Origin of the sequence: Kitasatospora sp. NPDC028055 (assembly GCF_040637885.1) — a bacterium.
Taxonomy (GTDB): domain Bacteria; phylum Actinomycetota; class Actinomycetes; order Streptomycetales; family Streptomycetaceae; genus Kitasatospora.
On sequence record NZ_JBEZXE010000080.1, the window covers coordinates 1 to 24,685 of the forward strand.

The window sequence follows — 24,685 nt, forward strand, 5'->3', positions numbered from 1 at the left end:
CCGGTGGAGCGGATGATGCGGGACGCGAAGATCACCCAGATCTACGAGGGCACCAACCAGGTCCAGCGGATCGTGATGGCCCGCAACCTGCCGTAACGACGGCCCGAGGGGCCCCGACGGCCGGCCGGTACAGCCGACCGGCCGCCGGGGCCGCCCCGTCGCGCCGATGCTAAGTTCCGGAGAATGAGCGAGAAGGAAGAGCAGGACCTGCCCATGAACGACGGGCCCTCGAAGCCGGCCATGCGCGAGGCGCTGGTGGCCGCAGCCTTCGAACTCTTCCTGGAGCGCGGCTTCGAGCAGACGACGGTCGACGACATCGTCTCGCTCGCCGGCGTCGGCCGGCGCTCCTTCTTCCGCTACTTCCCGGCGAAGGAGGACGTGGTCTTCCCCGACCACGAGCGAAGCCTCGCCGAGATGACGGAGTTCCTGGAGTCCGGCACCGGCGAGGAGGACCCGGTCCGGCACGCCTGCGAGGCGGCCCGGCTGGTCCTGCGGATGTACGCGGAGCAGCCCTCCTTCTCCGTCCAGCGCTACCGCCTCACCCGCAAGGTCCCCGGCCTGCGCGCGTACGAGCTGTCGGTGGTCTGGCGCTACGAGCACACCCTCGCCGCCTACCTGCGCGGCCGCTTCGCCGACCGCCCGGACGGCCCGCTGCGCGCCGACGTGATCGCCGCCGCCGTGGTCGCCGCGCACAACCACGCCCTGCGCACCTGGCTGCGCTCGGGCGGCGAGAGCGACTGGGTGGCCGAGGTGGACGCGGCGATGGCCTTCGTCACCTCCACCTGGAGCGACCGCCCCGCCGACGCCGCCCCGGAGGGCGAGAGCCCGGCCGACGACGTGGTGGTGCTGGTCGCCAGCCGTCGCGCGCCGCTCTGGCGGATGGTCCAGGGCATCGAGAGCGCCATCGGCGACTCCCGCCGGATCTGACGCCGGATCTGACCGCGGCGGCTCCGCCGCTCAGCCGTTACGCAGTTCCAGGGTGCAGCACTTGACGCTGCCTCCGGCCTTGAGGAGTTCGGACAGGTCGACGCCGATCGGCTCGAAGCCGCGCTGCCTCAGCTCGTCGATCAGATGGACCGCCGACTGGGGCAGCACCACGTGGCGGCCGTCGGAGAACGCGTTCAGGCCAAAGACGAGGGCGTCCTCCTCGGTCGCCAGGATCGCGTCGGGGAACAGTTCCCGGAGCACCTTCCGGCTGCTCTCCGAGAAGGCCGCCGGGTAGTACATCACCTCGTCGTCCGAGAGCACCGCAAGGGCGGTGTCCAGGTGGTAGAAGCGGGGGTCCACCAGGTTCAGGGAGACCACCGGGACCCCGAAGAAGTCCTGGGCCTCGACGTGGGAGCGGCGGTCGGTGCGGAAGCCCGTCCCCGCCAGCAGCGTGCGGCCGGCGAGCAGGTAGTCGCCTTCGCCCTCGTTCACGTGCTCCGGCCAGCGGATGTCCCCGAAGCCGTGGTCCCGGAACCAGGCGAGGTAGGCAGGGCCCTCGGCCGTGCGCTCGACGCTCCGGAAGCGCGCGCCCAACACCCGACCGTCCACCACGGTGGCGCCGTTGGCGGCGAAGACCATGTCGGGCAGCCCGGGGACCGGATCGATCACCTCCACGACGTGCCCGAGAGCGCGGTACAGATCGCGGAGGCTCTCCCACTGGGCCAGTGCCACGGAGCCGTCGGTGGGCTTCTCGGGGGCCATCCACGGGTTGATGGAATAGGTGACGTCGAAATGCCGTGGAGCGCACATCAGAAGGCGTCGCCGTGTTGCCGTACGAGTCACTGCTTCCCCTGCCCTGGCGTACCCGTGATCGGTGCTGCCGGTCCTCGGTGACACGGAAATCTCCTTGCAATTCAGCAGACCAGCGGCCGGAGGCTCCGGCGTACCGAGGCCTCCGGCCGGTTGCGTGCGGAAAGCCGGGGTCAGTTGCCCTGCATGGCGGCGATGAGGGACTTCGGGCGCATGTCGGTCCAGGACTTCTCGGTGAAGGCGATGCACTCCTCGCGCCCGGCCTCGCCGAAGGCCACCTCCCAGCCTTCGGGCACCTCGGCGAAGGCCGGCCAGAGCGAGTGCTGCCCCTCCGTGTTGACCAGGACGAAGTAGGTGGCGGTGGGGTCCTCGAACGGGTTCGACATTCTTGGTTCCTCTGTCTGGGTCGGGTGTGGCTTCGAACGGTGCGGGACATCCCGGCGGGCCGGTCCGGCCGAACTCCGGGGCGACTGACGTCAGTTGGGCTCGTCAGCCGGGCTCAGTGGTCGGGCCCCGTCGTCGGGCTCCGTGGTCGGGCTCGTCGGTCGGGCTCAGCACCTGGCGGTGCGGCCGAGACCGGAGAAGAGGTCGTCGACGAGGGCCTGGGTCTCGTTCAGGAGGTAGAAGTGGCCGCCTTCGAAGGGCATCACCCGGAAGTCCGAGCGCGTCACCCCGGCCCAGGCTTCCGCTGAATCGCGGTCCACGTCCGCGTCCTGTTCTCCATAGTAGGCAGTGACAGGGGCGTTCACCACGGCGTTCGTGCTCGTCGCCGGGTACGCCTCGATCAGCCGGTAGTCGGCGCGGATCGCCGGCAGAACCAGTTCGCGCAGCTCCGCGTCGTCGAAGGCCTGGGCGTCAGTCCCGCCCAACTCGGCGAGTTCCTGCATGAGTTGGGAGTCCGTGGCCTCGGAGAGCGGACGGATCCGCTCCCGCCCGGGCCCCGAGCGGCCGGAGACGAAGAGGGCCGACAAGGAGAAGCGGTGCTCCTCCTGCAGGCGCAGCGCCACCTCGTAGGCGACCGAGGCGCCCATGCTGTGGCCGAAGAACGCCAGCGGGGCGTCGAGCAGGCGGGAGCACTCACGGGCTATCGGTACGGAAAGCTCGTCCATCGTCCGGGCGAGGGGTTCGAGGAGCCGGTCCTCCCGGCCGGGATAGCGGACCGCCAGCAGTTCCACGCCGGGTGGAACGAGCCGGCCCCAGGGGTGGAAGAAGCTCGCCAGGCCGCCGGCATGGGGGAAGCAGATCAATCGCATCTGCGGGTTCGGGCACGGCCGGACCTTCCGGAACCATCGGCCGACCCGCATGTCGTCCTGGCTGCGCATACCACTCTTCCTCGGGTTGGAGCGGACGGCCGCTCCGGATGATTTCCGGTGCCGGGCCGTGATTCCGGTGCCGGGCGGCGATTCCGTTGCCGGGCCATGGTTCCGGTGTCGGGCGGTGATTCCGTTGCCGGCCCCGAGGTGCTCTCCTCGAATGGTTCGGAATGGGTCCGGACCGTAGTCGGACGGAAACAGCTGCAGTGCCGTATTCGGAATTCCGGTGAGCCCGAACAATCCGCGGGCGGGACGGCGGTCCCGAATCGGGGTGCGGATTCGCCTCGCCGTTCCGGGGGGCCTGCTCCGGAGAAATCCGATCGCGGTGATCGCGAGTCCGATGATGCTTCGACGCGTCTCCCGGTGTCAATGGGCCTCGTGCGTCGACGGATGGGCGTCACTGCCGGTTCACCGTTCGGCTACGGCCCGTGCTCCACCAGCAGGCCTGGTGCGGGCGCCTGCGAGCCCGTCGGCCCCTGCTGCCGGGACACCGTGGGCCGGAGCCCGGCCGGACCCCGACGGGAGGCCGCCGATTGCAGTAAGTGCTCGACTGACCAGGCAATATGACGCAAAGTAATTTCAAGCTGATCACTGCGCAAGTGCTTACGATAGGTCCGTTCTTCGTACCCGGCCGGAACTCGGCCCAGGGGGCAAGAAGACCAGTCAGGCGATACAGGGGAGGCAGTTGCCGTGGCTAGTCGTATTGATGGTGCGAATGCATTGGGTGCGGATCGTGAAGATGGACGTTTAAGGCCGCTATCCGGGTCCCGTACCAGGACGATTCCGGTCAGCTCACTCCTACCAGGCGATTCCCCCCGGCTTCTGGGGCCGGACGAGCGGCATGTCGAAACCCTCGCGCAGGTCGACGAGCCGCTGCCGCCGATCCTGGTCCACTGGCCGTCCATGAAGGTCATCGACGGGCTGCACCGCCTGCTCGCGGCGCGGTCCAGGGGCGACCAGGAGATCGAGGTCAGCTTCTTCCACGGCGACGAGGAGGCCGCGTTCGTGCTCGCCGTGGAGGCCAACAGGGCGCACGGTCTGCCACTGACCCAGGCGGACCGCACCGCGGCCGCGACCCGCATCCTCAAGGCGCACCCCTACTGGTCCGACCGTGCGATCGCCGCCTCCGCGGGGCTCGCCGCCGTGACGGTGAAGGGGATCCGGCAGAGGGAGTCTGCCGGATCCCCGCTCGGGGCGCGGATCGGACGCGACGGGAAGGCACGCCCGATCAGCGCGGCACATGGGCGCCGACTGGCCGGCAAGCTGATAGCCGAGCAGCCGGGCGCCTCCCTGCGGGAGATCGCCAAGGTCGCGGGTATCGCTCCGGCCACCGTGCGGGACGTCCGCGACCGGATGCGCCGCGGCCAGGACCCCGTTCCCCCGAAGCAACGGGCGATGGAGCGCGCACCGCAGCCGCGGGCGGAGGAGAGCGTGCCGAGGTCGCACGTCATCGAGGTGGCCTTGAGCGGGCAGCCGCCCGGCATGGTGCGCAGTCGGATCGTGCCGCCCGACGCCGACGCGGTCACCCGGCCCACGGACATCGTGGAGAGGCTCCGCCGGGACCCGTCGCTCCGTTTCAACGAGGCCCGCCGCTCGCTGCTGCGCTGGCTCGGCTCGCAGGCGACCGGCAGTCGGCAGTGGAGCGAGTTCGTGAACCAGGTCCCGCCCCACGCGGCGGGCGCCGTAGCGGAGTTCGCGCGAGCGTGCGCACAGGACTGGAACTCGTTCGCCGAGGAGCTGGAAAGCCGATCGGCCTGAGCGGAGCGCCTGTTCAACTGTCCGTTCCGGGCAGTTGAACAGGCCCGGTGAGCCGGCTCCACCGCGAGCCGGCTCACCGCTGCCCGGCTAGGGGGCTCCGGACACCAGGCCGTGCCCCGGCGGTACGGCTGCCGGATCGGTGCCGGCGTCCAGGATGCGGTTGGCTTCGTCGACGAAGACGACCCTGGGGTCCATCGTGCGGGCCTCGGCGTCGTCGACCGTCGCGTACGAGATGATGATCACCAGGTCGCCTTCGTGGACCAGTCGGGCCGCGGCGCCGTTGATCCCGATGATGCCGCTGCCGCGCGGTCCCGCGATGACGTAGGTCTCCAGGCGGGAGCCGTTGTTGATGTCCACGATGTGGACCAGCTCGCCCGCGAGCAGGTCGGCGGCCTCCATCAGGTCCTCGTCCACGGTGACCGAGCCCACGTAGTGGAGGTTGCACTGGGTCACGGTGGCTCGATGGATCTTCGACTTCAGCATCGTGCGCTGCATGGTTCGTCCTCCCGAGTGATGGTGGTGGGCGTTACGGAGCGAGGTCGCCGGGTTCGTCGGAGGCCGCGCGTTCGATCATGGCGGCCAGTTCCCGCCGCCGACTCCCGTCGTCCCGGCGGAAGTTGTCGATCACCTTGGCCACGACCTCGGGCGGCTGCTCCTGGCTGAGCTTGAACATGCTGTCGACGCTCCGGACCTCGATCTCGAACCCGCGGACCCCGGGCAGCAGCCGGTCGAAGTACTCGAGCGAGTCGCTCATGTCCCAGCCCGTGCCGACCTCCCGCTCGAAGGTGCGCACGGTGGCCCGCACGATCCCCCTGAGCTCGTCGGGGTCGTCGATCAGCCGCAGTGCGCCGTGGACGTGAACGGAGGTGAAGTCCCAGGTCGGGGCCGCGGGGGACTTCTCGTAGACCGTCGGCGACAGGTAGGAGCCGGGCCCCTGGAAGACGAGCACGGCGTGATCGACCCCGGCCAGGGCCTCCCAGTGGGGGTTGAGCACGTTCAGGTGTCCGAGGATCCGCCGGCCGACGAGGTGGTCCCCGGAGGCGGGAGACCCATCGGGCTCCTCGGCGAGCAGCACGGGGACGTGGGTGGCCCAGGGGTGTTGCGGCCCGTTGGTGGCCAGCAGGGCCAGCGGATGGGAACGGATCAGTTCGAGGGTCCAGGACGGGTCCTGCGGCCGGTACTGCTCAGGAACGTACATCGCTGAGTCCCTTCGACCTCGCCCGTCCGAGCTGCCCGGGAGCCGCGCCCCGGTCGCGTCCGGCCACCGACTCGACGATCTCGCCGGCCCTGACCGCCGTGGTCGACAGCAGTGAGGAGGACAGGCCGTGGGTGTGCTCCGTCCCGCCCTGGAGGTAGATCCCGCACTCCACCGAGCTCTCGGTCACCACCTTGTGGTCCCGCTGGACGCGTAGGAGACCGGAGGAGTCGCGCTTGCAGAAGTCGGCCGTCCCGCCGAGCACCGCGAGCGGATCCATCGGCCGGTAGCCGGTCGCGAAGACCACCAGATCGGTGTCGAGGTCGACGAGTTCGCCGCTGGGAAGGTGTTCCAGCCGGAGCCGGACCCGGTCGGGTTCCGAGGTCACCTGCCGCACCGCCGTCATGTGGCGGACGTGCAGGCGGGGAACGCCGCGTACGGACTCCCGGTAGATCCGGTTGTACAGGTCCTCGATCACCTCGATGTCGACCACCGAGTAGTTCGTGTTCGCGTGGTACTGGAAGAACTTCTGCTGCACGTGCGGCGGCGCGGAGAAGAATTCGTCGACGGCCGCCGGGTCGAAGACGCGGTTGGCGAAGGGCGAGTCATCCGCGGGGCTGTAGCCGTAGCGCGAGAAAACCGCGTGGACGTCGGCGTTCGGAAAGGTGTCGTGAAGGTGCCCGGCTATCTCGGCGGCGCTCTGACCCGCACCGACGACCGTACACACCGACGGATCCCCCGGGAACTCCGCGAGTCGGTTGAGGAAGTCGGAACTGTGCCACAGGCGGTCCGTGGCCTCCAGTCCGAGCGGCAGAGTGGGAACGATACCGCTGGCGATCACCAGGTTCCGGGTCCGGTGCACGACCACCACGTCCGGGTTGCCGATTTCGCGCGAGACAACGTCCAGGTGGACTACCCTGCCGTCCTCCTCGACGGGGCGGACCTCGACCACTTCGGTGCCGTAGCGAACGAGTTCCGTGAACTGCGCTGCCACCCATTCCAGGTAGTCGTGGAACTCGATGCGCAGCGGGAACAAGGTCTTGTGGTTGATGAACCGGACCAGTCGGTCGCGCTCGTGCAGATACGTCAGGAAGGTGAACCGACTGCCCGGATTCCGCATCGTGGCAAGGTCCTTGAGGAAGCTGACCTGCATCGTCGCCTGGTCGAGCAGCATGCCCTTGTGCCATTCGAAGCGCTGCTTGCGCTCGATGAAGCCGGCCCGCAGCGGGGCGCCCGAGGTGGCCTCGTTGTATTCCTCGACGGCTACCGCCAGAGCCAGATTGGAGGGACCGAAACCGACTCCCAAAATGTCGAAAACCGGACCACTGTACGTCGTTGTCGGTTGCATGTGGTGTTCTCATCCCGTTCTTGGGGCTTGCCGTGCGCGGGAGGTACATTCCGGGATGCCCCGTCGGAAACAATCTCCGCACATGTCCGGAGCGGGCGTCAAGAAGGGACGCTCCGTGCTGTCGGCCGGGCCGGTAGCAGTTGAACGGATGCTCAGCAGTTGAACGGACGCTCAGCAGTTGAACGGATGCTCAGCGGTTGAACAGGCGCTCCTTGACACGGTCCCGGCCGCCGGTGAGGATCACCGAGCGTTGCTGTCCTGGGATGTGTACCACCGGGACGCGCACGATCCGTAGGTCAATCCTCCCGAGCAGGGGTCGAGAACCGGCGGGTGGCCGTCAAGGCCGCCGTCGGTCCGTTCGGTCTGCCCGGTCTGCTCGGTCTGTTCGCATTACCGATCCGAATCATTTCCGGTTCAGGCTTGAGATCAGTCGATGAATCTCGGAATTCCGCGCCTGGACGCTCGTCGCCTCTCCTGTGGAGTCTTCATGACCACCCCTGACAAGCGGTTTGCCGAGACCCTCCACCCCGGTGCGGACGGGGTCGTTCCCGTGCCTCCGCGCGGACAGGACCGGCTGCTGACCGACTGGGGCCGGAACCTGCGCGACGACATCGACGACGCCACCGTGCCGCGCCTGTTCGAGGCCCGGGCCGAGGCGACTCCACAGGCTCTCGCCCTGGAGGACGGCGACCGCTCCTTCACCTATGCCGAGGTCAACGCGCAGGCCAACCGGATCGCCCACTGGCTCATCTCGCGCGGCACCGGCCCGGGCCAGCTGGTCGCGGTGGCCCTTCCCCGCTGTGCCGAGCAGATCACCGCGATCCTGGGCATCACCAAGGCGGGCGCCGCCTACCTGCCCGTCGACCCGGGCTACCCGGCCGAGCGCATCGACTTCATGCTCGCCGACGCGAAGCCGACCCTCCTGCTGACCACGGCCGCCCTCGCCGCGAGCCTGTCCGGCGCCGGCGGCGAGAGCGTCTTCGTCGAAGCGCTCCCCGAGCTCCTGGACGAGCAGGCCACCGAGGATCCCACCGATGACGACAGGCTCGCACCGCTCGTCGTCGAGGACCTCGCCTACACGATCTACACCTCCGGTTCCACCGGCCGGCCCAAGGGCGTCGCCGTCACCCACACCGGGCTGGCCAGCCTCACCACCGCGCTGGCCGACCGCTGCGCGGCGGGACCGGGCAGCCGGATCCTGCAGCTTGCCTCGCTCGGATTCGACGCCTCCGTCTCGGAGATCTTCCTCGCGCTGACCTCCGGCGCCACGCTCGTCCTGACCGACGCCGACAGCCTGGCCGGCCACGAGCTCATGCGGACGATGGCCGACCGGCGGATCACCCATGCCTTCGTCACGGCCTCCGTGCTGGAGACGCTGCCCGCCGGGAGCGAGGCGGCCCTGCCCGGGCTCGGCACGCTGACCATGATCGGTGAGGCCGTCCCGCCGGAGCTGGTGGAGCGCTGGTCCCCGGGCCGTCGGATGGTCAACGCGTACGGGCCGACGGAATGCACCGTGTACGCGACGGCGAGCGGGTACCTGACCGGACGCCGCGTTCCGATCGGGCGGCCGCTGTTCAACGCGCGGGTGTACGTCCTGGACGCCCGTCTCCGGCCGGTCGCCCCGGGCGAGGACGGTGAGCTCTACATCGCCGGCAAGGGCGTGGCCCGTGGCTACCTCAACCGGCCGGGCCTGACGGCGGAGCGCTTCGTCGCGGACCCGTTCGGCGGGGCCGGGGACCGGATGTATCGCACGGGTGACCTGGTGCGCTGGAACCCGGACGGTGAACTGGACTACCTGGGCCGCAGCGACGACCAGGTGAAGATCCGCGGGTTCCGGATCGAGCCCGGCGAGATCGAGGCCGTGCTGCAGCAACTGCCCGGTGTCTCCCAGGCCGTGGTCATCGCCCGCCGGGACCAGCCCGGCGGCACCCGCCTCGTGGCGTACGCGGTGCCGACGGCGGTCGACGGCTTCTCCTCGGAGCAGGTCCGCGAGCAACTGCGCGACGTCCTGCCCGGCTACATGGTCCCGTCCGTGGTCGTCCGGCTGGACCGGATGCCGATGACGCCCAACGGGAAGATCGACCGCAGGGCCCTGCCCGCACCCGACTACGCCCTGGCGGGCACCGGGCGCGCCCCGCGCACGCCGCAGGAGGAGATCCTCTGCACGGCGTTCGCCGAGATCCTGGGCGTGCCCGGGGTGGGCGTCGACGACAGCTTCTTCGAGCTCGGCGGTCACTCGCTGCTGGCCACCCGCCTGATCAGCCGGATCCGTACGGCCCTGGGCGTGGAGATCCCGCTGCGGACGGTGTTCGAGGCGCCGACCGCGGAGCAGCTCGCCCTCCGGCTGGCCGACCACGCGGGCGAACTGCGCCCGGCCCTGGTGCCGTTGGCCCGGCCGAAGACGCTGCCGCTGTCCTACGCCCAGGAACGGCTGTGGTTCCAGCACAAGCTGGAAGGCCCCTCCGCCACCTACAACATCGCACTCGCTCTGCGGCTCTCCGGCGAGCTGGACCAGCAGGCACTGCAGGACGCCCTCAATGACGTGGTCACCCGGCACGAGGCCCTGCGCACCGTCTTCCGCGAGATCGACGGACGGCCCGGCCAGCAGATCCTCACCCCCGACCGGGCTCGCACCGAGCTGCGCGTCCGGCAGGTCAGCCGGGCCGACCTCACCTCGGCGATGAACGGGGCCGCGGGTCACGAGTTCGACCTGTCCGGTCAAGTCCCCTTCCGTGCCGAACTGTTGGCCGTCAGCCCGGCGGAGTCGGTGCTGATGCTGATCGTCCACCACATCGCGGGTGACGGTTGGTCGATGGCGCCGCTGGCCCGTGACCTGATCGCCGCCTACACCGCGCGCCTGACCGGTGCCGCGCCGGACTGGCCGCAGCTGCCGGTGCAGTACGCGGACTACACGCTCTGGCAGCGTGACCTGCTCGGTGACGACACCGACCCGGACAGTCCGTTCAGCCGCCAGTACGGCTACTGGGCGCAGCAGTTGGCCGGTCTGCCGGAGCAGGTCACCGTCCCCACCGACCGGCCCCGCCCGGCCGTGGCCAGCCACGTCGGTGACACCGTCGCCTTCGGCCTCGACGCGGACCTGCACCGGGACCTCGCCGAGCTGGCCCGCGCCACCGGCAGCACCATGTACATGGTGCTCCAGGCCTCCATGGCCGCGCTGCTGACCCGGCTCGGCGCCGGGACGGACATCCCGATCGGCAGCGGTGTGGCCGGCCGCACCGACGAGAACCTCGACGACCTGGTCGGCTTCTTCGTCAACACCTTCGTCCTGAGGACGGACACGGCGGGCAACCCCGGCTTCACCGACCTGCTCGGGCAGGTCCGCCGGACCAGCCTGGAGGCCTACGCCCACCAGGACGTCCCCTTCCAGTACCTGGTGGAGAAGCTCAACCCGCTGCGCTCCGCGGCGATCCACCCGCTCTTCCAGGTCGCGCTCGTCCTCCAGAACAACGAAGAGGCCCACTTCGACCTGCCCGGCCTGCGGGCGGACTCCGAGACCTGGCCCACCGGCACGGCACGGTTCGACGCGTTCATCAGCATGTACGAGAGCCATGACTCCGACGGCATGCCCATGGGCATGTCCGGCACGGTCGAGTTCGCGACGGACCTGTACGACCGGGCCACGATCGAGACGCTGATCGAACGGTGGACGCAGGTGCTGCGGGGCGTGGTCGCCGACCCGTCCCAGCGGATCGGTGCCCTGAGCATCCTCACCCCGCGGGAACACCCCGACCGGGCGGTGCAGCCCGAGCGGGTCGAGATCGAGGACGCGGCTCTGCCGGTGCTGTTCCAGGCCCGCGTGGCGGCCGCGCCGGACGCCGTCGCGCTGGAGGCCGACGGTGCGTCGTGGACGTATGCGGAGTTGAACGCGTGGGCGAACCGGATTGCGCACTGGTTGATCTCGCGGGGTGTCGGTGCCGAGGATCTCGTGGGTGTGGTGCTGCCGCGTAGCGCGGTGCAGGTGGCGGTGGTGCTGGGCATCGTGAAGGCGGGTGCCGGCTATCTGCCGGTGGATCCGGACTATCCGGCGGAGCGGATCGCGTACATGCTCGCGGACGCGGCCCCCGTCCTGCTGCTCACCAGTGGGGAGTTGACGCCGGGGCTGCCGGACGGGCTGGCGGGCGGGCTGGCGGTCGAGGAGCTGGCCGAGGTCTGGCAGGCGCAGCCCGCCACCGACCCGACGGACGCCGACCGGATCGCCCCGCTCACGGCCGCGAACACGGCTTACACGATCTACACGTCGGGTTCGACGGGTCGGCCCAAGGGTGTGGCGGTTACGCATTCGGGGTTGGCGTCGTTGGCGGTGACGCTGGTGGAGCGGTTCGGGGTGTCGGCGGAGAGCCGGGTGCTGCAGTTCGCTTCGCCGGGGTTCGATGCGGCGGTGTGGGAGCTGGTGATGGCGCTGGCGACCGGTGCGGCGTTGGTGGTGGCGGGGTCGCGGCGCCTGGTGGGTGAGGAGCTGGGCCGGGTGCTGGCCGAGCGGGGGGTCACGCATGTGACGCTGCCGCCGTCGGCGTTGGCGAGTCTGCCGGTGGGTGTCGAGGCCACTTTGCCGGGTCTGGAGACCGTGGTTGTGGCCGGTGAGGCGTGCCCGCCGGATCTGGCGGAGCGGTGGTCGGTGGGTCGTCGGATGATCAACGCGTACGGTCCGACGGAGTCGACGGTTGGTGCGACGGCCAGTGAGCCGCTGTCGGGTGCGTATGTGCCGATCGGTCGGCCGGTGGTCAACACCCGGGTGTACGTGCTGGACGAGAACCTGCGCCAGGTCCCGCCGGGCATCCCCGGCGAGCTGTACCTCGCGGGCCGGGGCCTGGCTCGTGGCTACCTGAACCGTCCGGGTCTGACGGCGGAGCGGTTCGTCGCGGATCCGTTCGGCGGGGCCGGGAGCCGGATGTATCGCACGGGTGACCTGGCGCGGTGGAGTCGGGACGGTGAGCTGGAGTACCTGGGCCGTACGGATGAGCAGGTGAAGATCCGTGGGTTCCGGATCGAGCCCGGTGAGGTCGAAGCTGCCCTCACCCGGCATGCCGAGGTCGCGCAGGCAGTGGTGGTTCCGCGTGAGGACCAGCCTGGTGACATCCGTCTGGTCGCCTATGTCGTCCCGGGGAGTGACAGTGCTGCCGAGGTCGATGCCGCCGAGCAGGTCGGGGACTGGCGGGAGTTGTACGACTCGGTGTACGAGCAGGCCACGGCGCCGTTGGGTGAGGACTTCGCGGGGTGGGACAGCTCGTACACGGGTGAGGCGATCCCGCTGGAGGAGATGCGGGAGTGGCGTACGGCGACGGTGGAGCGGATCCGCTCCTACGGGCCGAGGCGTGTGCTGGAGATCGGTGTCGGTTCGGGTCTGCTGATGGCACCCCTCGCGGAGGAGGTGGAGTCGTACTGGGGCACGGACCTGTCCCAGGCGGTGGTGACGCGCCTCGTCGAGCAGGTCGCGGAGCGCGGCTGGGAGCACGTGCGGGTGTCCTGCCAGAGTGCGGAGGACTTCACCGGTCTGCCGACCGGCTACTTCGACACGGTCGTCATCAACTCCGTCGCGCAGTACTTCCCGAACCGCGACTACCTGACTGTGGTTCTGTCGGGGGCGTTGGAGTTGCTGGCGGACGGTGGCCGGGTCGTTGTCGGTGACGTTCGCCATCTCGGGCAGTTGCGGGTGTTCCAGACGGCTGTGCAGGTGCCGAGGGCCGCTGATGTCGCGCAGCTCCACGCTTCGGTGGAGCGTGCGGTGGTGGTGGAGAAGGAACTCCTGGTCCACCCGGACTACTTCACCGTCTTCGCTGCCGAGCGTGGTGCGGGTGTGGATGTTCGGATCAAGCGGGGCTCGGCGCACAACGAGCTGACCCGCCACCGCTATGACGTCACCCTCCACAAGTCCGCGGGGGCGCTGACGGATCTGGGCGGCGTGCCGGTGCTGCGCTGGGGGACGGACGTTGCGACGCTGGAGGAGCTCGGGGAGCGTCCGGTCGAGGGCGGTCTGCGTGTGTCGGGTGTCCCGAACGCCCGTCTGGCGGGCGAGGTCGCCGCCGTCGATGCGCTTTCGGTGGGTGCGGATCTGGCGGTCGTACGGGAGGCGCTGGCGGCCGGCGGGGGTGTGGATCCCGAGGTGTTCCACCGCTGGGCCACCGAGCGCGGCTTGGACGCGGTCGCCACGTGGAGTTCGGAGCGACCGGCCGCGTTCGATGCGGTTCTGCTGCCGGTGGGCAGCGGCCTGGCGGTGACCGGTGTCTATCGGTCGTCGGGGGTGGCCGGTTCGGTTCTGACGAATGCTCCGGCGCGGGCGCGGACCGGTGGTTCGCTGGTGACGGCGTTGCGTCAGGTGTTGCAGGCGCAGTTGCCGGACTACATGGTGCCGTCGGCGATCGTCACGCTGGACCGTCTTCCGTTGACGCCGAACGGGAAGATCGACCGCAAGGCCCTTCCGGCGCCGGACTACGCGTCCACCGCTGGGGGTCGTGCGGCTCGTACGCCGCAGGAGGAGATCCTCTGCACCCTGTTCGCCGAGGTCCTGGGTGTGTCCGGGGTCGGGATCGATGACGACTTCTTCGCACTCGGTGGCCATTCGCTGCTGGCGACGCAGCTCAGCAGCCGGGTCCGCAGTACCCTCGGCACCGAGCTGCCGCTCCAGGTGCTGTTCGAGGCGCCGACCGTCTCCCGGCTCTCCGCGCGGCTGGGCGAGGGCGCGGCGCGTCCCGCTCTGGTCGTGATGCCTCGTCCCGAGGTGCTGCCGCTGTCCTTCGCGCAGCAGCGGTTGTGGTTCCTGCACCAGCTGGAAGGCCCCTCGGCCACCTACAACATGCCGTTGGCCCTGCGGCTGACCGGTGAGCTGGACCGGCAGGCGCTGCTGGACGCCCTCAACGATGTGATCTCCCGGCACGAGGCCCTGCGCACCGTCTTCCTGGACGTCGACGGAATGGCCCGTCAGCACATCCTCGACCCCGAGCAGGCCCGCATCGACCTGGCGGTCGTCCCCACGGACGAGGACCGGATCAACGGGCAACTGGACCTGGCCGCGCGCCACGAGTTCGACCTCTCCGGCCAAGTTCCGCTGCACGCCGAGCTGTTCACGGTCAGTCCGACGGGGTCGGTGCTGTTGCTGGTGCTGCACCACATCGCCGGTGACGGTTGGTCGATGGCGTCGCTGGCCCGTGACCTGGTCACGGCCTACTCCGCCCGCCTGACCGGTGCCGAGCCGGACTGGCCGCAGCTGCCGGTGCAGTACGCCGACTACACGCTGTGGCAGCGCGAGCTGCTGGGTGACGACAGTGACCCGGACAGTCCGTTCGTGCGCCAGCAGCAGTACTGGGCACAGCAGTTGGCCGGTCTGCCGGAGCAGGTGACCGTGCCCACCGACCGGCCCCGGCCCGCCGTCGCTGGCTACGCGGGCGACGTCAGCACCTTCGGTATCGACGCGGACCTGCACCAGGCGCTGTCCGAGCTGGCCCGTTCCAGCGGCACCACGATGTTCATGGTGCTGCAGGCGTCCTTCGCCGCCCTGATGACCCGGCTCGGTGCCGGCACGGACATCCCGCTCGGCGCCCCGATCGCCGGGCGTACGGACGAGAACCTCGACGACCTGGTCGGCTTCTTCGTCAACACCCTCGTCCTGCGCACCGACACGGCCGGCAACCCGTCGTTCACCGACCTGCTCGCCCAGGTCCGTCGGACCAGTCTGGAGGCCTATGCCCACCAGGACGTGCCCTTCGAGCACCTGGTGGAGGCGCTCAACCCGCACCGCTCCTCCAGCCACCACCCGCTGTTCCAGATCTCCCTGGGGCTCCAGACCACCCAGCAGCCGTCCTTCGACCTGCCCCGGCTGCAGGTGGACAGCGAGATCTGGCCCACCGGAACCTCGATGTTCGACCTCGCCATCACCGTCGGCGAGGAGCGTGGCGAGAACGGTGCACCTGCGGGAATCAACGGGTTCGTCGAGTTCGCGACGGATCTGTACGACCGCACCACCGTCGAGGCGCTGACTGCGCGCTGGGTCCGGCTGCTCAGGTCGATTGCCGCCGATCCGTCCCGGCCGATCGGATTCCTGGACGTCCTCACGCCCGGTGAGGCCGCCCGGCTCCGGGACTGGTCGGGTGCCCCGAGTGCGGAGATCGACGGCGCCACGCTGCCGGAGCTGTTCCAGGCCCGCGTGCAGGCCACCCCCGATGCCCTCGCGTTGGAGGTCGGCGAGGCGACCTGGACGTACGCCGAGCTGAACGCGCGGGCGAACCAGGTCGCGCACTGGCTGATCGGCCGGGGCATCGGTGCAGAGCAGCTCGTCGGGGTGGCGCTGCCCCGGTGTGCCGAGCAGCTCGCCGTGATCCTGGGCATCGCCAAGGCGGGCGCCGGCTACCTGCCGGTCGACCCGGACTACCCGGCCGACCGCATCGCCTACATGCTGGCCGACGCCGCCCCCGCCCTCCTCCTCACCACCGCGGAGCTGGCGCCGGAGCTGCCGGGCGGACTGGCGGAGGGGCTGGCGGTCGAGGACCTGGCCGAGGTCTGGCAGGCACAGCCCGCCACCGACCCGACCGAGGCCGACCGGATCACCCCGCTGCGACCGGCCAACCCGGCCTACGTGATCTACACCTCGGGCTCCACCGGCCGCCCCAAGGGTGCCACGGTCACCCACACGGGTCTGGCGTCGTTCGCCTCGACGCTGGTCGAGCGCTGCCGCACTACGGCGGACAGCCGGGTCGTGCAGTTGGCCTCGCCGAGTTTCGACGCCTCCGTCCTGGAACTGCTGATGGCTCTCAGCAACGGCGGCACCCTGGTCGTGCCTCCGCCGGGTCGTCTCGCGGGTGAGGACCTCTTCCGGGTCCTGGCCGACCGGCGGATCACCCACGCGTTCATCCCGCCGTCGATCCTGGCCACCCTCCCGGCCGGTGCCCCCGACACGCTGACCGACCTGTCCAGCCTCATCGTCGGTGCCGAGGCCTGCCCGCCGGACCTGGCGGAGCGGTGGTCGGCGGGTCGTCGGATGGTGAACGCGTACGGTCCGACGGAGTCGACGGTCGGTGCGACGGTCAGTGAGCCGTTGTCGGGTGCGCATGTTCCGATCGGTCGGCCCGTGGTCGACACCCGGGTGTACGTGCTGGACGAGAACCTGCGCCAGGTCCCGCCGGGCATCCCCGGCGAGCTCTACCTCGCCGGCCGGGGCCTGGCCCGCGGCTACCTCAACCGGCCCGGTCTGAGTTCCGAACGCTTCGTGGCGGATCCGTTCAGCGGGGCCGGGAGCCGGATGTATCGCACGGGTGACCTGGTGCGCTGGAACCCGGACGGTGAACTGGACTACCTGGGCCGTACGGATGAGCAGGTGAAGATCCGCGGGTTCCGGATCGAGCCCGGCGAGATCCAGGCTGCTCTCACCCGGCACCCCGAGGTCGCACAGGCCGTCGTCATCGCTCGCGAGGACCAGCCCGGCGACACCCGCCTGGTGGCCTACGTCGTCGCGGAGACGGAGTACGGCTTGTCCACCGAGGAGGTGCGCGACCGGCTGCGGGAGCAGCTGCCGGACTACATGGTCCCCGCGGCCGTCGTGGCTCTCGACCGGATGCCGGTGACCCCGAACGGGAAGGTGGACCGCGACGCCCTGCCCGCACCCGACTACGCCCTGGCGGGCACCGGGCGCGCCCCGCGTACGCCGCAGGAGGAGATCCTCTGCACGGCGTTCGCCGAGATCCTGGGCGTGCCCGGGGTGGGGGTCGACGACGGCTTCTTCGACCTGGGCGGGCACTCGCTGCTGGCCACCCGTCTGATCAGCCGCATCCGCACGGCGCTCGGCACCGAGATTCCGCTGCGCGCGATCTTCGAGGCACCGACCGTGGCCCAGCTGGCCCGCCGGCTGGCCGACCACGCGGGCGAACTGCGCCCCGCACTCGAACCGGTCGTGCGGCCGCAGGTGCTGCCGCTGTCCTACGCCCAGGAACGGCTGTGGTTCCTGCACAAGCTGGAAGGCCCCTCCGCCACCTACAACATGGCGTACGCCCTGCGCCTCTCCGGCGAGCTGGACCAGCAGGCACTGCAGGACGCCCTCAACGGCGTGGTCACCCGGCACGAGGCCCTGCGCACCGTCTTCCGCGAGACCGACGGACGGCCCGGCCAGCACGTCCTCGCCCCCGAGCAGGCGCGGATCACGCTGCGGACCGTCCCCACGGACGAGAGCCGGCTGCACGACCAGCTCCGCCGCGCCGCGCAGCACGAGTTCGACCTGTCCGCCCAAGTACCGCTGCACGCAAGGCTGTTCACCGTCAGTCCGACGGAGTCGGTGCTGATGCTGATCGTCCACCACATCGCGGCCGACGGCTGGTCGATGGCGCCGCTGGCCCGTGACCTGATCGCCGCCTACAGTGCCCGTCTCACGGACGACGAGCCCGGCTGGCCGCACCTGTCGGTGCAGTACGCGGACTACACGCTGTGGCAGCGTGACCTGCTCGGTGAGGACACCGACCCGCAAAGTCCGTTCAGTCGCCAGTACGGCTACTGGGCGCAGCAGTTGGCCGGGCTGCCGGAGCAGGTGACCGTCCCCACCGACCGGCCCCGGCCCGCCGTCGCCGGCAAGGCGGGTGACACCATCGCGTTCGGCCTCGACGACGGTCTGCACCGGGACCTGGCCGAGCTGGCCCGTGCCACCGACACGACCGTGTTCATGGTGCTGCAGGCCTCCCTCGCCGCCCTGATGACCCGCCTCGGCGCCGGGACCGACATCCCGATCGGTTCTCCCATCGCCGGGCGCACCGACGAGAACCTCGACGACCTGGTCGGCTTCTTCGTCAACACCCTCGTGGTGCGGACCGACACGGCGGGCAACCCGGCCTTCACCGACCTGCTGGCCCAGGTCCGCCGGACCACCCTGGCCGGCTACACCCACCAGGACATCCCCTTCCAGTACCTGGTGGAGAAGCTCAACCCGCACCGCTCCGCCGCTCACCACCCGCTCTTCCAGGTCATGCTGGCCCTGCAGAACAACGAGCAGGCCGACTTCCGGCTGCCCGGACTGCACGTCAGCCCCGAGCCGACTCCCACCGGCACGGCGCGGTTCGACCTGTTCATCACCGTTGGGGAGGAGCACGGCGAGAACGGTGCGCCTGCGGGAATCAACGGGTTCATCGAGTTCGCGACGGACCTGTACGACCGGGTGACCGTCGAGGTCATGGCCGAGCGCTGGGTGCGCCTGCTGCGGGCCGTGGTCGTCGACCCGCGGCTGCCCCTGGACGGGGTCGAGATCCTCGACCGGGCCGAGCGCCACCGCATCCTCGGCGAGTGGAACGACACCGCCGCCGAGGTCCCGTCCGCCACGTTGCCCGAGCTCTTCCAGGCCCAGGCGACCCGTACGCCGGACGCGACCGCCGTGGTGTTCGAGGGCGTCGAGCTCTCGTACGCGGAGCTGAACGCCCGGGCCAACCGTCTGGCCCACCTGCTGATCAGCCGTGGAGTCGGCCCGGAGCAGCTGGTCGCGCTGGTGCTGGAGCGCTCCGTCGAGATGGTGGTCGCACTGCTGGCCGTCACCAAGGCCGGCGCCGCCTACCTGCCGGTCGACCCGGAGTACCCGGCGGACCGCATCGCCCACCTGCTGGAGGACGGCGCCCCCGCGCTGGTGCTCGCGACATCCGCCACCGCCGGGCTCACCGCGGCCCCGGCCCTCGTCCTGGACGCGCCCGCCCTGGTCGAGGAGCTGGCGGGCCTGCCCGACGGCGACCCCGTCGACGCGGACCGGATCCACCCGCTGCGAGCGGCCAACCCGGCGTACGTGATCTACACCTCGGGTTCGACCGGCCGGCCCAAGGGCGTGGCCGTTCCGCACAGCGGCATCGTCAACCGGCTGACCTGGATGCAGAGCGAGTACCGGATCGGTGCGGACGACCGGGTCCTGCAGAAGACGCCGTTCGGCTTCGACGTCTCGGTCTGGGAGTTCTTCTGGCCGCTGCTGGAGGGCGGAACGCTCGTCCTCGCCCGCCCGGGCGGGCACAAGGACCCCGCCTACCTGGCCGAGCTGATCCAGCGCGAGCGGATCACCATCGCGCACTTCGTCCCGTCCATGCTCCAGGCGTTCCTGCACGAGCCGGCCGCGGCCGGCTGCACCGGACTGCGTGCCGTCCTGTGCAGCGGGGAGGCGTTGTCGGCCGACCTGCGCGACCGCTTCGACGACGTGCTCGACGTTCCGCTGCACAACCTCTACGGCCCCACCGAGGCATCGGTGGACGTCACGGCCTGGGCGTGCCGGGAGTCCGACACCGGTGCGAGCGTGCCCATCGGACGCCCCGTCTGGAACACCCGTGTGTACGTACTGGACGCGGCACTCCAGCCCGTCCCACCGGGCGTGCCGGGCGAGCTGTACCTCGCCGGGGTCCAGCTGGCCCGCGGCTACCTGAACCGTCCCGGCCTGACGGCCGAGCGCTTCGTCGCGGATCCGTTCGGTCAGCCGGGCGAGCGGATGTACCGCACCGGGGACGTCGTGCGCTGGACCGCTGAGGGTGTCCTCGTCTACACCGGCCGCGCCGACGACCAGGTGAAGATCCGCGGCTTCCGCATCGAACTCGGTGAGGTCGAGGCCGCCCTGGCCGCCCACCCCGAGGTCGCCCACGCTGCCGTGGTCGCCCGTGAGGACCAGCCCGGTGACGTCCGCCTGGTGGCGTACGTCGTGCCCGGCACCGCCGTGGACGGCCAGGAACAGGCCGCCGCTGAGCAGGTCGAGGGTTGGCGGGAGTTGTACGACTCGGTGTACGAGCGGCCCACGGCGCCGTTGGGTGAGGACTTCGCGGGGTGGGACAGCTCGTACACGGGTGAGGCGATCCCGCTGGAGGAGATGCGGGAGTGGCGTGCGGCGACGGTGGAGCGGATCCGCTCCTTCGCGCCGAGGCGTGTGCTGGAGATCGGTGTCGGTTCGGGTCTGCTGATGGCACCGCTCGCGGAGGAGGTGGAGTCGTACTGGGGCACGGACCTGTCCCAGGCGGTGGTGACACGCCTCGTCGAGCAGGTCGCCGAGCGCGGTTGGGAGCATGTGCGGGTGTCCTGCCAGAGCGCGGAGGACTTCACCGGTCTGCCGACGGGCTACTTCGACACGGTCGTGATCAACTCCGTCGCGCAGTACTTCCCGAACCGCGACTACCTGACTGTGGTGCTGTCGCGGGCGTTGGAGCTGCTGGCGGACGGTGGCCGGATCGTCCTGGGTGACATCCGCCACCTCGGACAGTTGCGGACCTTCCACACCGCCGTGCAGACGCCGAAGGCCGCTGATGCCGCGAAGTTGCGTTCCGCAGTGGAGCGCGCGGTGGTGGTGGAGAAGGAACTCCTGGTCCACCCGGACTACTTCACCGCCTTCGCCGCCGAGCGCGGTGCGGGTGTGGACGTCCGGATCAAGCGCGGTTCGGCGCACAACGAGCTGACCCGTCACCGCTACGAGGTCACCCTCCACAAGACCGCGGAGACCCTGACCGATCTCACCGACGCGCCGGTGCTGCGCTGGGGGACGGACGTTACGTCGCTGGAGGAGCTCGGCCGGCAGCCGGTCGAGGGCGGCCTGCGTGTGACAGGTGTCCCGAACGCCCGTCTGACGGGCGAGGCCGCCGCCGTCGATGCGCTTTCGGTGGGTGCGGATCTGGTCGGAGTACGGGAGGCGCTGGCAACCGGCGGGGGTGTGGATCCCGAGGCGTTCCACGAGTGGGCCGCGGCTCAGGGCTTGGACGCGGTGACCACGTGGAGTTCGGAGCGACCGGGCGCGTTCGATGCGGTCCTGCTGCCGGTGGGCAGCGGTCTGGCGGTGACCGGTGTCTATCGGTCGTCCGGCGTGGCCGGTTCGGCTCTGACGAACGCTCCGGCGCGAGCGCGGACCGGTGGTTCGCTGGTGACGGCGTTGCGTCAGGTGTTGCAGGCGCAGTTGCCGGACTACATGGTGCCGTCGGCGATCGTCACCCTGGACCACATCCCGCTCACCCCGAACGGGAAGGCCGACCGCAAGGCCCTCCCCGCGCCGGACTACGCGTCCACGGCCGACGGCCGCGCACCGCGCACGCCCCAGGAGGAGATCCTCTGCACCCTGTTCGCCGAGGTCCTCGGCCTGCCCGGGGTCGGGATCGACGACAACTTCTTCGACCTCGGCGGCCACTCCCTGCTCGCCACCCAGCTCAGCAGCCGGATCCGCAGCACCCTCGGCACCGAGGCGCCGCTCCAGGTGCTGTTCGAGGCGCCCACCGTGGCGAAGCTCGCGCCGCGTCTGACCCAGGGCGGCGAGCTGCGTCCGCCGCTCCTGCCCGTCACCCGGCCCAACCCGCTTCCGCTCTCCTACGCCCAGCAGCGGCTGTGGTTCCTGCACCAGCTCGAGGGCCCTTCGGCCACCTACAACATGCCGTTGGCCCTGCGGCTGACCGGTGAGCTGGACCGGCAGGCGCTGCTGGACTCCCTCAACGACGTCATCGCGCGCCACGAGGCCCTGCGCACCGTCTTCCTGGACGTCGACGGACAGGCCCGTCAGCACATCCTCGACCCCGAGCAGGCCCGCATCGACCTGGCGGTCGTCCCCACGGACGAGGGCGGACTCGCCGACCACCTGCGTCGGGCGGCCCGGTACGAGTTCGACCTGTCCGGCCAAGTGCCGCTGCACGCCGAGTTGTTCACGGTCGGTCCGACGGAGTCGGTGCTGATGCTGGTGCTGCACCACATCGCGGGTGACGGCTGGTCGCTGGCGCCGCTGGCCCGTGACCTGATCTCCGCCTACAGTGCCCGTCTCGCGGAAGACGAGCCGGACTGGCCGCAGCTGCCGGTGCAGTACGCGGACTACACCCTGTGGCAGCGCGAGCTGCTCGGCGACGACAGTGACCCGGACAGCCCGTTCGTGCGCCAGCAGCAGTACTGGGCACAGCAGTTGGCCGGTCTGCCGGAGCAGGTGACCGTGCCCACCGACCGGCCCCGCCCGGCGGTGGCCGGCTACGCGGGCGACGTCACCACCTTCGGCATCGACGCCGATCTCCACCAGGCGTTGTCCGAGCTGGCCCGTTCCAGCGGCACGACGATGTTCATGGTGTTGCAGGCGTCGTTCGCCGCCCTGATGACCCGGCTGGGCGCCGGCACGGACATCCCGCTCGGTGCGCCGATCGCCGGGCGCACGGACGAGAACCTCGACCAGCTGATCGGCTTCTTCGTCAACACCCTCGTCCTGCGCACCGACACGGCGGGCAACCCGGCCTTCACCGACCTGCTCGCCCGGGTCCGTCGGACCAGTCTGGAGGCCTACGCCCACCAGGACATCCCCTTCGAGCACCTGGTGGAGGCGCTCAACCCGCACCGCAGCACCACGCATCACCCGCTCTTCCAGGTCATGCTCGCCGTCCTCAACACCGAGCAGCCGAACTTCGAGCTGCCCAACCTGCAGGTCGCGGCAGACGGTGTCGCGATGGGCACGTCCAGGTTCGACATGTTCATCAACATGGGCGAGCACCGGGACGACAACGGCACCCCGGCCGGTATGTCGGGCACGGTCGAGTTCGCGACGGATCTGTACGACCGCACCACCGTCGAGGCGCTGATTGCACGTTGGGTCCGGTTGCTCAGGTCGATTGCCGCCGATCCGTCCCGGCCGATCGGATTCCTGGACGTCCTCACGCCCGGTGAGGCCGCCCGGCTCCGGGACTGGTCGGGTGCCCCGAGTGAGGGGACCGGTGCGGCCACGCTGCCGGAGCTGTTCCAGGCCCGCGTGCAGGCCACCCCCGATGCCGTCGCACTGGAGGTCGGCGAGGCGTCCTGGACGTATGCGGAGCTGAACGCGCGGGCGAACCAGGTCGCGCACTGGCTGATCGGCCGGGGCATCGGTGCCGAGCAGCTGGTCGGGGTGGCTCTGCCCCGGTGTGCCGAGCAGCTCGCCGTGATCCTGGGCATCGCCAAGGCGGGCGCCGGCTACCTGCCGGTCGACCCGGACTACCCGGCCGACCGCATCGCCTACATGCTCGCCGACGCCGCCCCCGCCCTCCTGCTCACCACCGCGGAACTGGCGGTGCAGCTGGCGCCGGGGCTGCCGGACGGACTGCCGGGCGGGCTGGCGGTCGAGGACCTGGCCGGGGTCTGGCAGGCACAGCCCGCCACCGACCCGACCGACGCCGACCGGATCACCCCGCTGCGACCGGCCAACCCGGCGTACGTGATCTACACCTCGGGTTCCACCGGCCGCCCCAAGGGCACCGCCGTTCCCCACACCGGACTGGCCGGCGTCACCGCCAGCCTGATCGAGTGCTGCGCGACCGGGCCCGACAGCCGTGTGCTGCAACTGGCGTCCCCCAGCTTCGACGTCTCGATCATCGAGATCCTCATGGCCATCAGCCGGGGCGGCGCTCTCGTGGTGCCCCAGCCCGGCCGCCTCGCGGGGGAGGAGCTCGCGCGCGTCCTGGCCGATTGCCGCGTCACCCACGCGTTCATCCCGCCGTCGGCGCTGGCGAGCATGCCCGAGGGCACGGCCGCCGCACTGCGCGACCTGCGCACGGTGCTGGTGGCGGGCGAGGCGTGCCCGCCCGAGGTGGTGGAGCACTGGTCGCAGGGCCGCCAGATGATCAACCTGTACGGGACGACGGAGACCTTCGTCAGCTCCATCAGTTCACCGCTGTCGGGCCGGCACGTCACGATCGGGCGACCGATCGTCCACACCCGGCTCTACGTGCTGGACGAGTACCTCCAGTTGGTGCCGCCGGGCATCCCCGGCGAGCTCTACAACGCGGGCACCGTGATGGCTCGCGGGTACCTGGACCGGCCGGGTCTGACGGCGGAACGCTTCGTCGCGGACCCGTTCGGCGGGGCCGGGGACCGGATGTATCGCACGGGTGACCTGGTGCGCTGGAACCGGGACGGTGAGCTGGAGTACCTGGGCCGTACCGACCACCAGGTGAAGATCCGCGGGTTCCGGATCGAGCCGGGCGAGGTCCAGACCGCCGTAGCCCGGATCCCGGGGGTCGCGCAGGCGCTGGTGGTCCCGCGTGAGGACCAGCCGGGTGACGTCCGCCTGGTGGCCTACGTCGTCCCGGAGACGGAGCACGGGGTGTCCACCGAGGAGGTGCGCGACCGGCTGCGGGAGCAGCTGCCGGACTACATGGTCCCCGCGGCCGTCGTGGCTCTGGACCGGATGCCGGTGACCCCGAACGGGAAGATCGACCGCAGGGCCCTGCCGGCTCCGGTCTACAGCGCGGCCGGCGCCGGGCGCGGTGCCCGTACCCCGCAGGAGCAGATCCTCGGTGCGGCGTTCGCCGAGATTCTCGGTCTGTCGAGCGTGGGGGTCGACGACGGCTTCTTCGACCTGGGCGGTCACTCGCTGCTGGCCACCCGTCTGATCAGCCGCATCCGTACGGC

General features: G+C 70.5%; 10 protein-coding genes. 4 read left to right on the forward strand and 6 right to left on the reverse strand.

The window, feature by feature from the left end; all coding sequences use genetic code 11:
• Nucleotides 1-96, forward strand: a 96-nt coding sequence (locus AB0F71_RS38480) for an acyl-CoA dehydrogenase family protein (RefSeq protein ID WP_157849844.1), incomplete at its 5' end; no start/stop codon positions are given.
• 87 nt (nucleotides 97-183) lie between these two features.
• Nucleotides 184-927: a TetR family transcriptional regulator gene (locus AB0F71_RS38485; RefSeq protein ID WP_360245516.1), complete on the forward strand. Its 744-nt coding sequence runs from the start codon at nucleotides 184-186 to the stop codon at nucleotides 925-927.
• Between the two features lie 30 nt (nucleotides 928-957).
• On the opposite strand, the gene ddaH is transcribed toward AB0F71_RS38485, so the two are convergent.
• The 3 genes from ddaH to AB0F71_RS38500 form a co-directional block, all read right to left on the reverse strand.
• The gene (ddaH, locus tag AB0F71_RS38490) at nucleotides 958-1,770 is read right to left on the reverse strand and encodes a dimethylargininase (RefSeq protein ID WP_360245519.1); all 813 of its coding nucleotides are present in this window, start codon (nucleotides 1,768-1,770) and stop codon (nucleotides 958-960) included.
• Between the two features lie 140 nt (nucleotides 1,771-1,910).
• Nucleotides 1,911-2,123 carry an MbtH family protein gene (locus tag AB0F71_RS38495; RefSeq protein ID WP_360245522.1) on the reverse strand — a complete coding sequence of 71 codons (213 nt, stop codon included), beginning with the start codon at nucleotides 2,121-2,123 and terminating at the stop codon, nucleotides 1,911-1,913.
• A 165-nt stretch (nucleotides 2,124-2,288) separates the two neighbouring features.
• Nucleotides 2,289-3,059 carry an alpha/beta fold hydrolase gene (locus tag AB0F71_RS38500; protein ID WP_360245525.1) on the reverse strand — a complete coding sequence of 257 codons (771 nt, stop codon included), beginning with the start codon at nucleotides 3,057-3,059 and terminating at the stop codon, nucleotides 2,289-2,291.
• Between the two features lie 894 nt (nucleotides 3,060-3,953).
• Here AB0F71_RS38500 and AB0F71_RS38505 point away from each other — a divergent pair.
• Nucleotides 3,954-4,808 (forward strand): hypothetical protein, encoded by an 855-nt coding sequence (locus AB0F71_RS38505; protein WP_360245528.1) that lies wholly within the window; start codon nucleotides 3,954-3,956, stop codon nucleotides 4,806-4,808.
• A gap of 87 nt (nucleotides 4,809-4,895) precedes the next feature.
• Here the strand turns inward: AB0F71_RS38505 and panD are convergent, their stop codons facing one another.
• Genes panD through AB0F71_RS38520 form a run of 3 tightly spaced genes read right to left on the reverse strand, consistent with a single transcriptional unit; the run spans nucleotide 4,896 to nucleotide 7,309 of the window.
• Nucleotides 4,896-5,303 (reverse strand): aspartate 1-decarboxylase, encoded by a 408-nt coding sequence (gene panD, locus AB0F71_RS38510; protein ID WP_360245531.1) that lies wholly within the window; start codon nucleotides 5,301-5,303, stop codon nucleotides 4,896-4,898.
• A 31-nt stretch (nucleotides 5,304-5,334) separates the two neighbouring features.
• Nucleotides 5,335-6,006, reverse strand: coding sequence for an FMN-binding negative transcriptional regulator (locus tag AB0F71_RS38515; RefSeq protein ID WP_360245533.1), 672 nt, complete (start codon nucleotides 6,004-6,006; stop codon nucleotides 5,335-5,337).
• The gene (locus tag AB0F71_RS38520) at nucleotides 5,993-7,309 is read right to left on the reverse strand and encodes a SidA/IucD/PvdA family monooxygenase (protein ID WP_360245535.1); all 1,317 of its coding nucleotides are present in this window, start codon (nucleotides 7,307-7,309) and stop codon (nucleotides 5,993-5,995) included. Before AB0F71_RS38520 ends, AB0F71_RS38515 begins: the two co-directional genes overlap by 14 nt.
• Nucleotides 7,310-7,838: 529 nt before the next feature.
• Between AB0F71_RS38520 and AB0F71_RS38525 the strand changes: the two genes are divergently transcribed.
• Nucleotides 7,839-24,685 (forward strand): amino acid adenylation domain-containing protein (locus AB0F71_RS38525; RefSeq protein ID WP_360245538.1); only part of this gene is annotated, 16,847 nt, incomplete at its 3' end.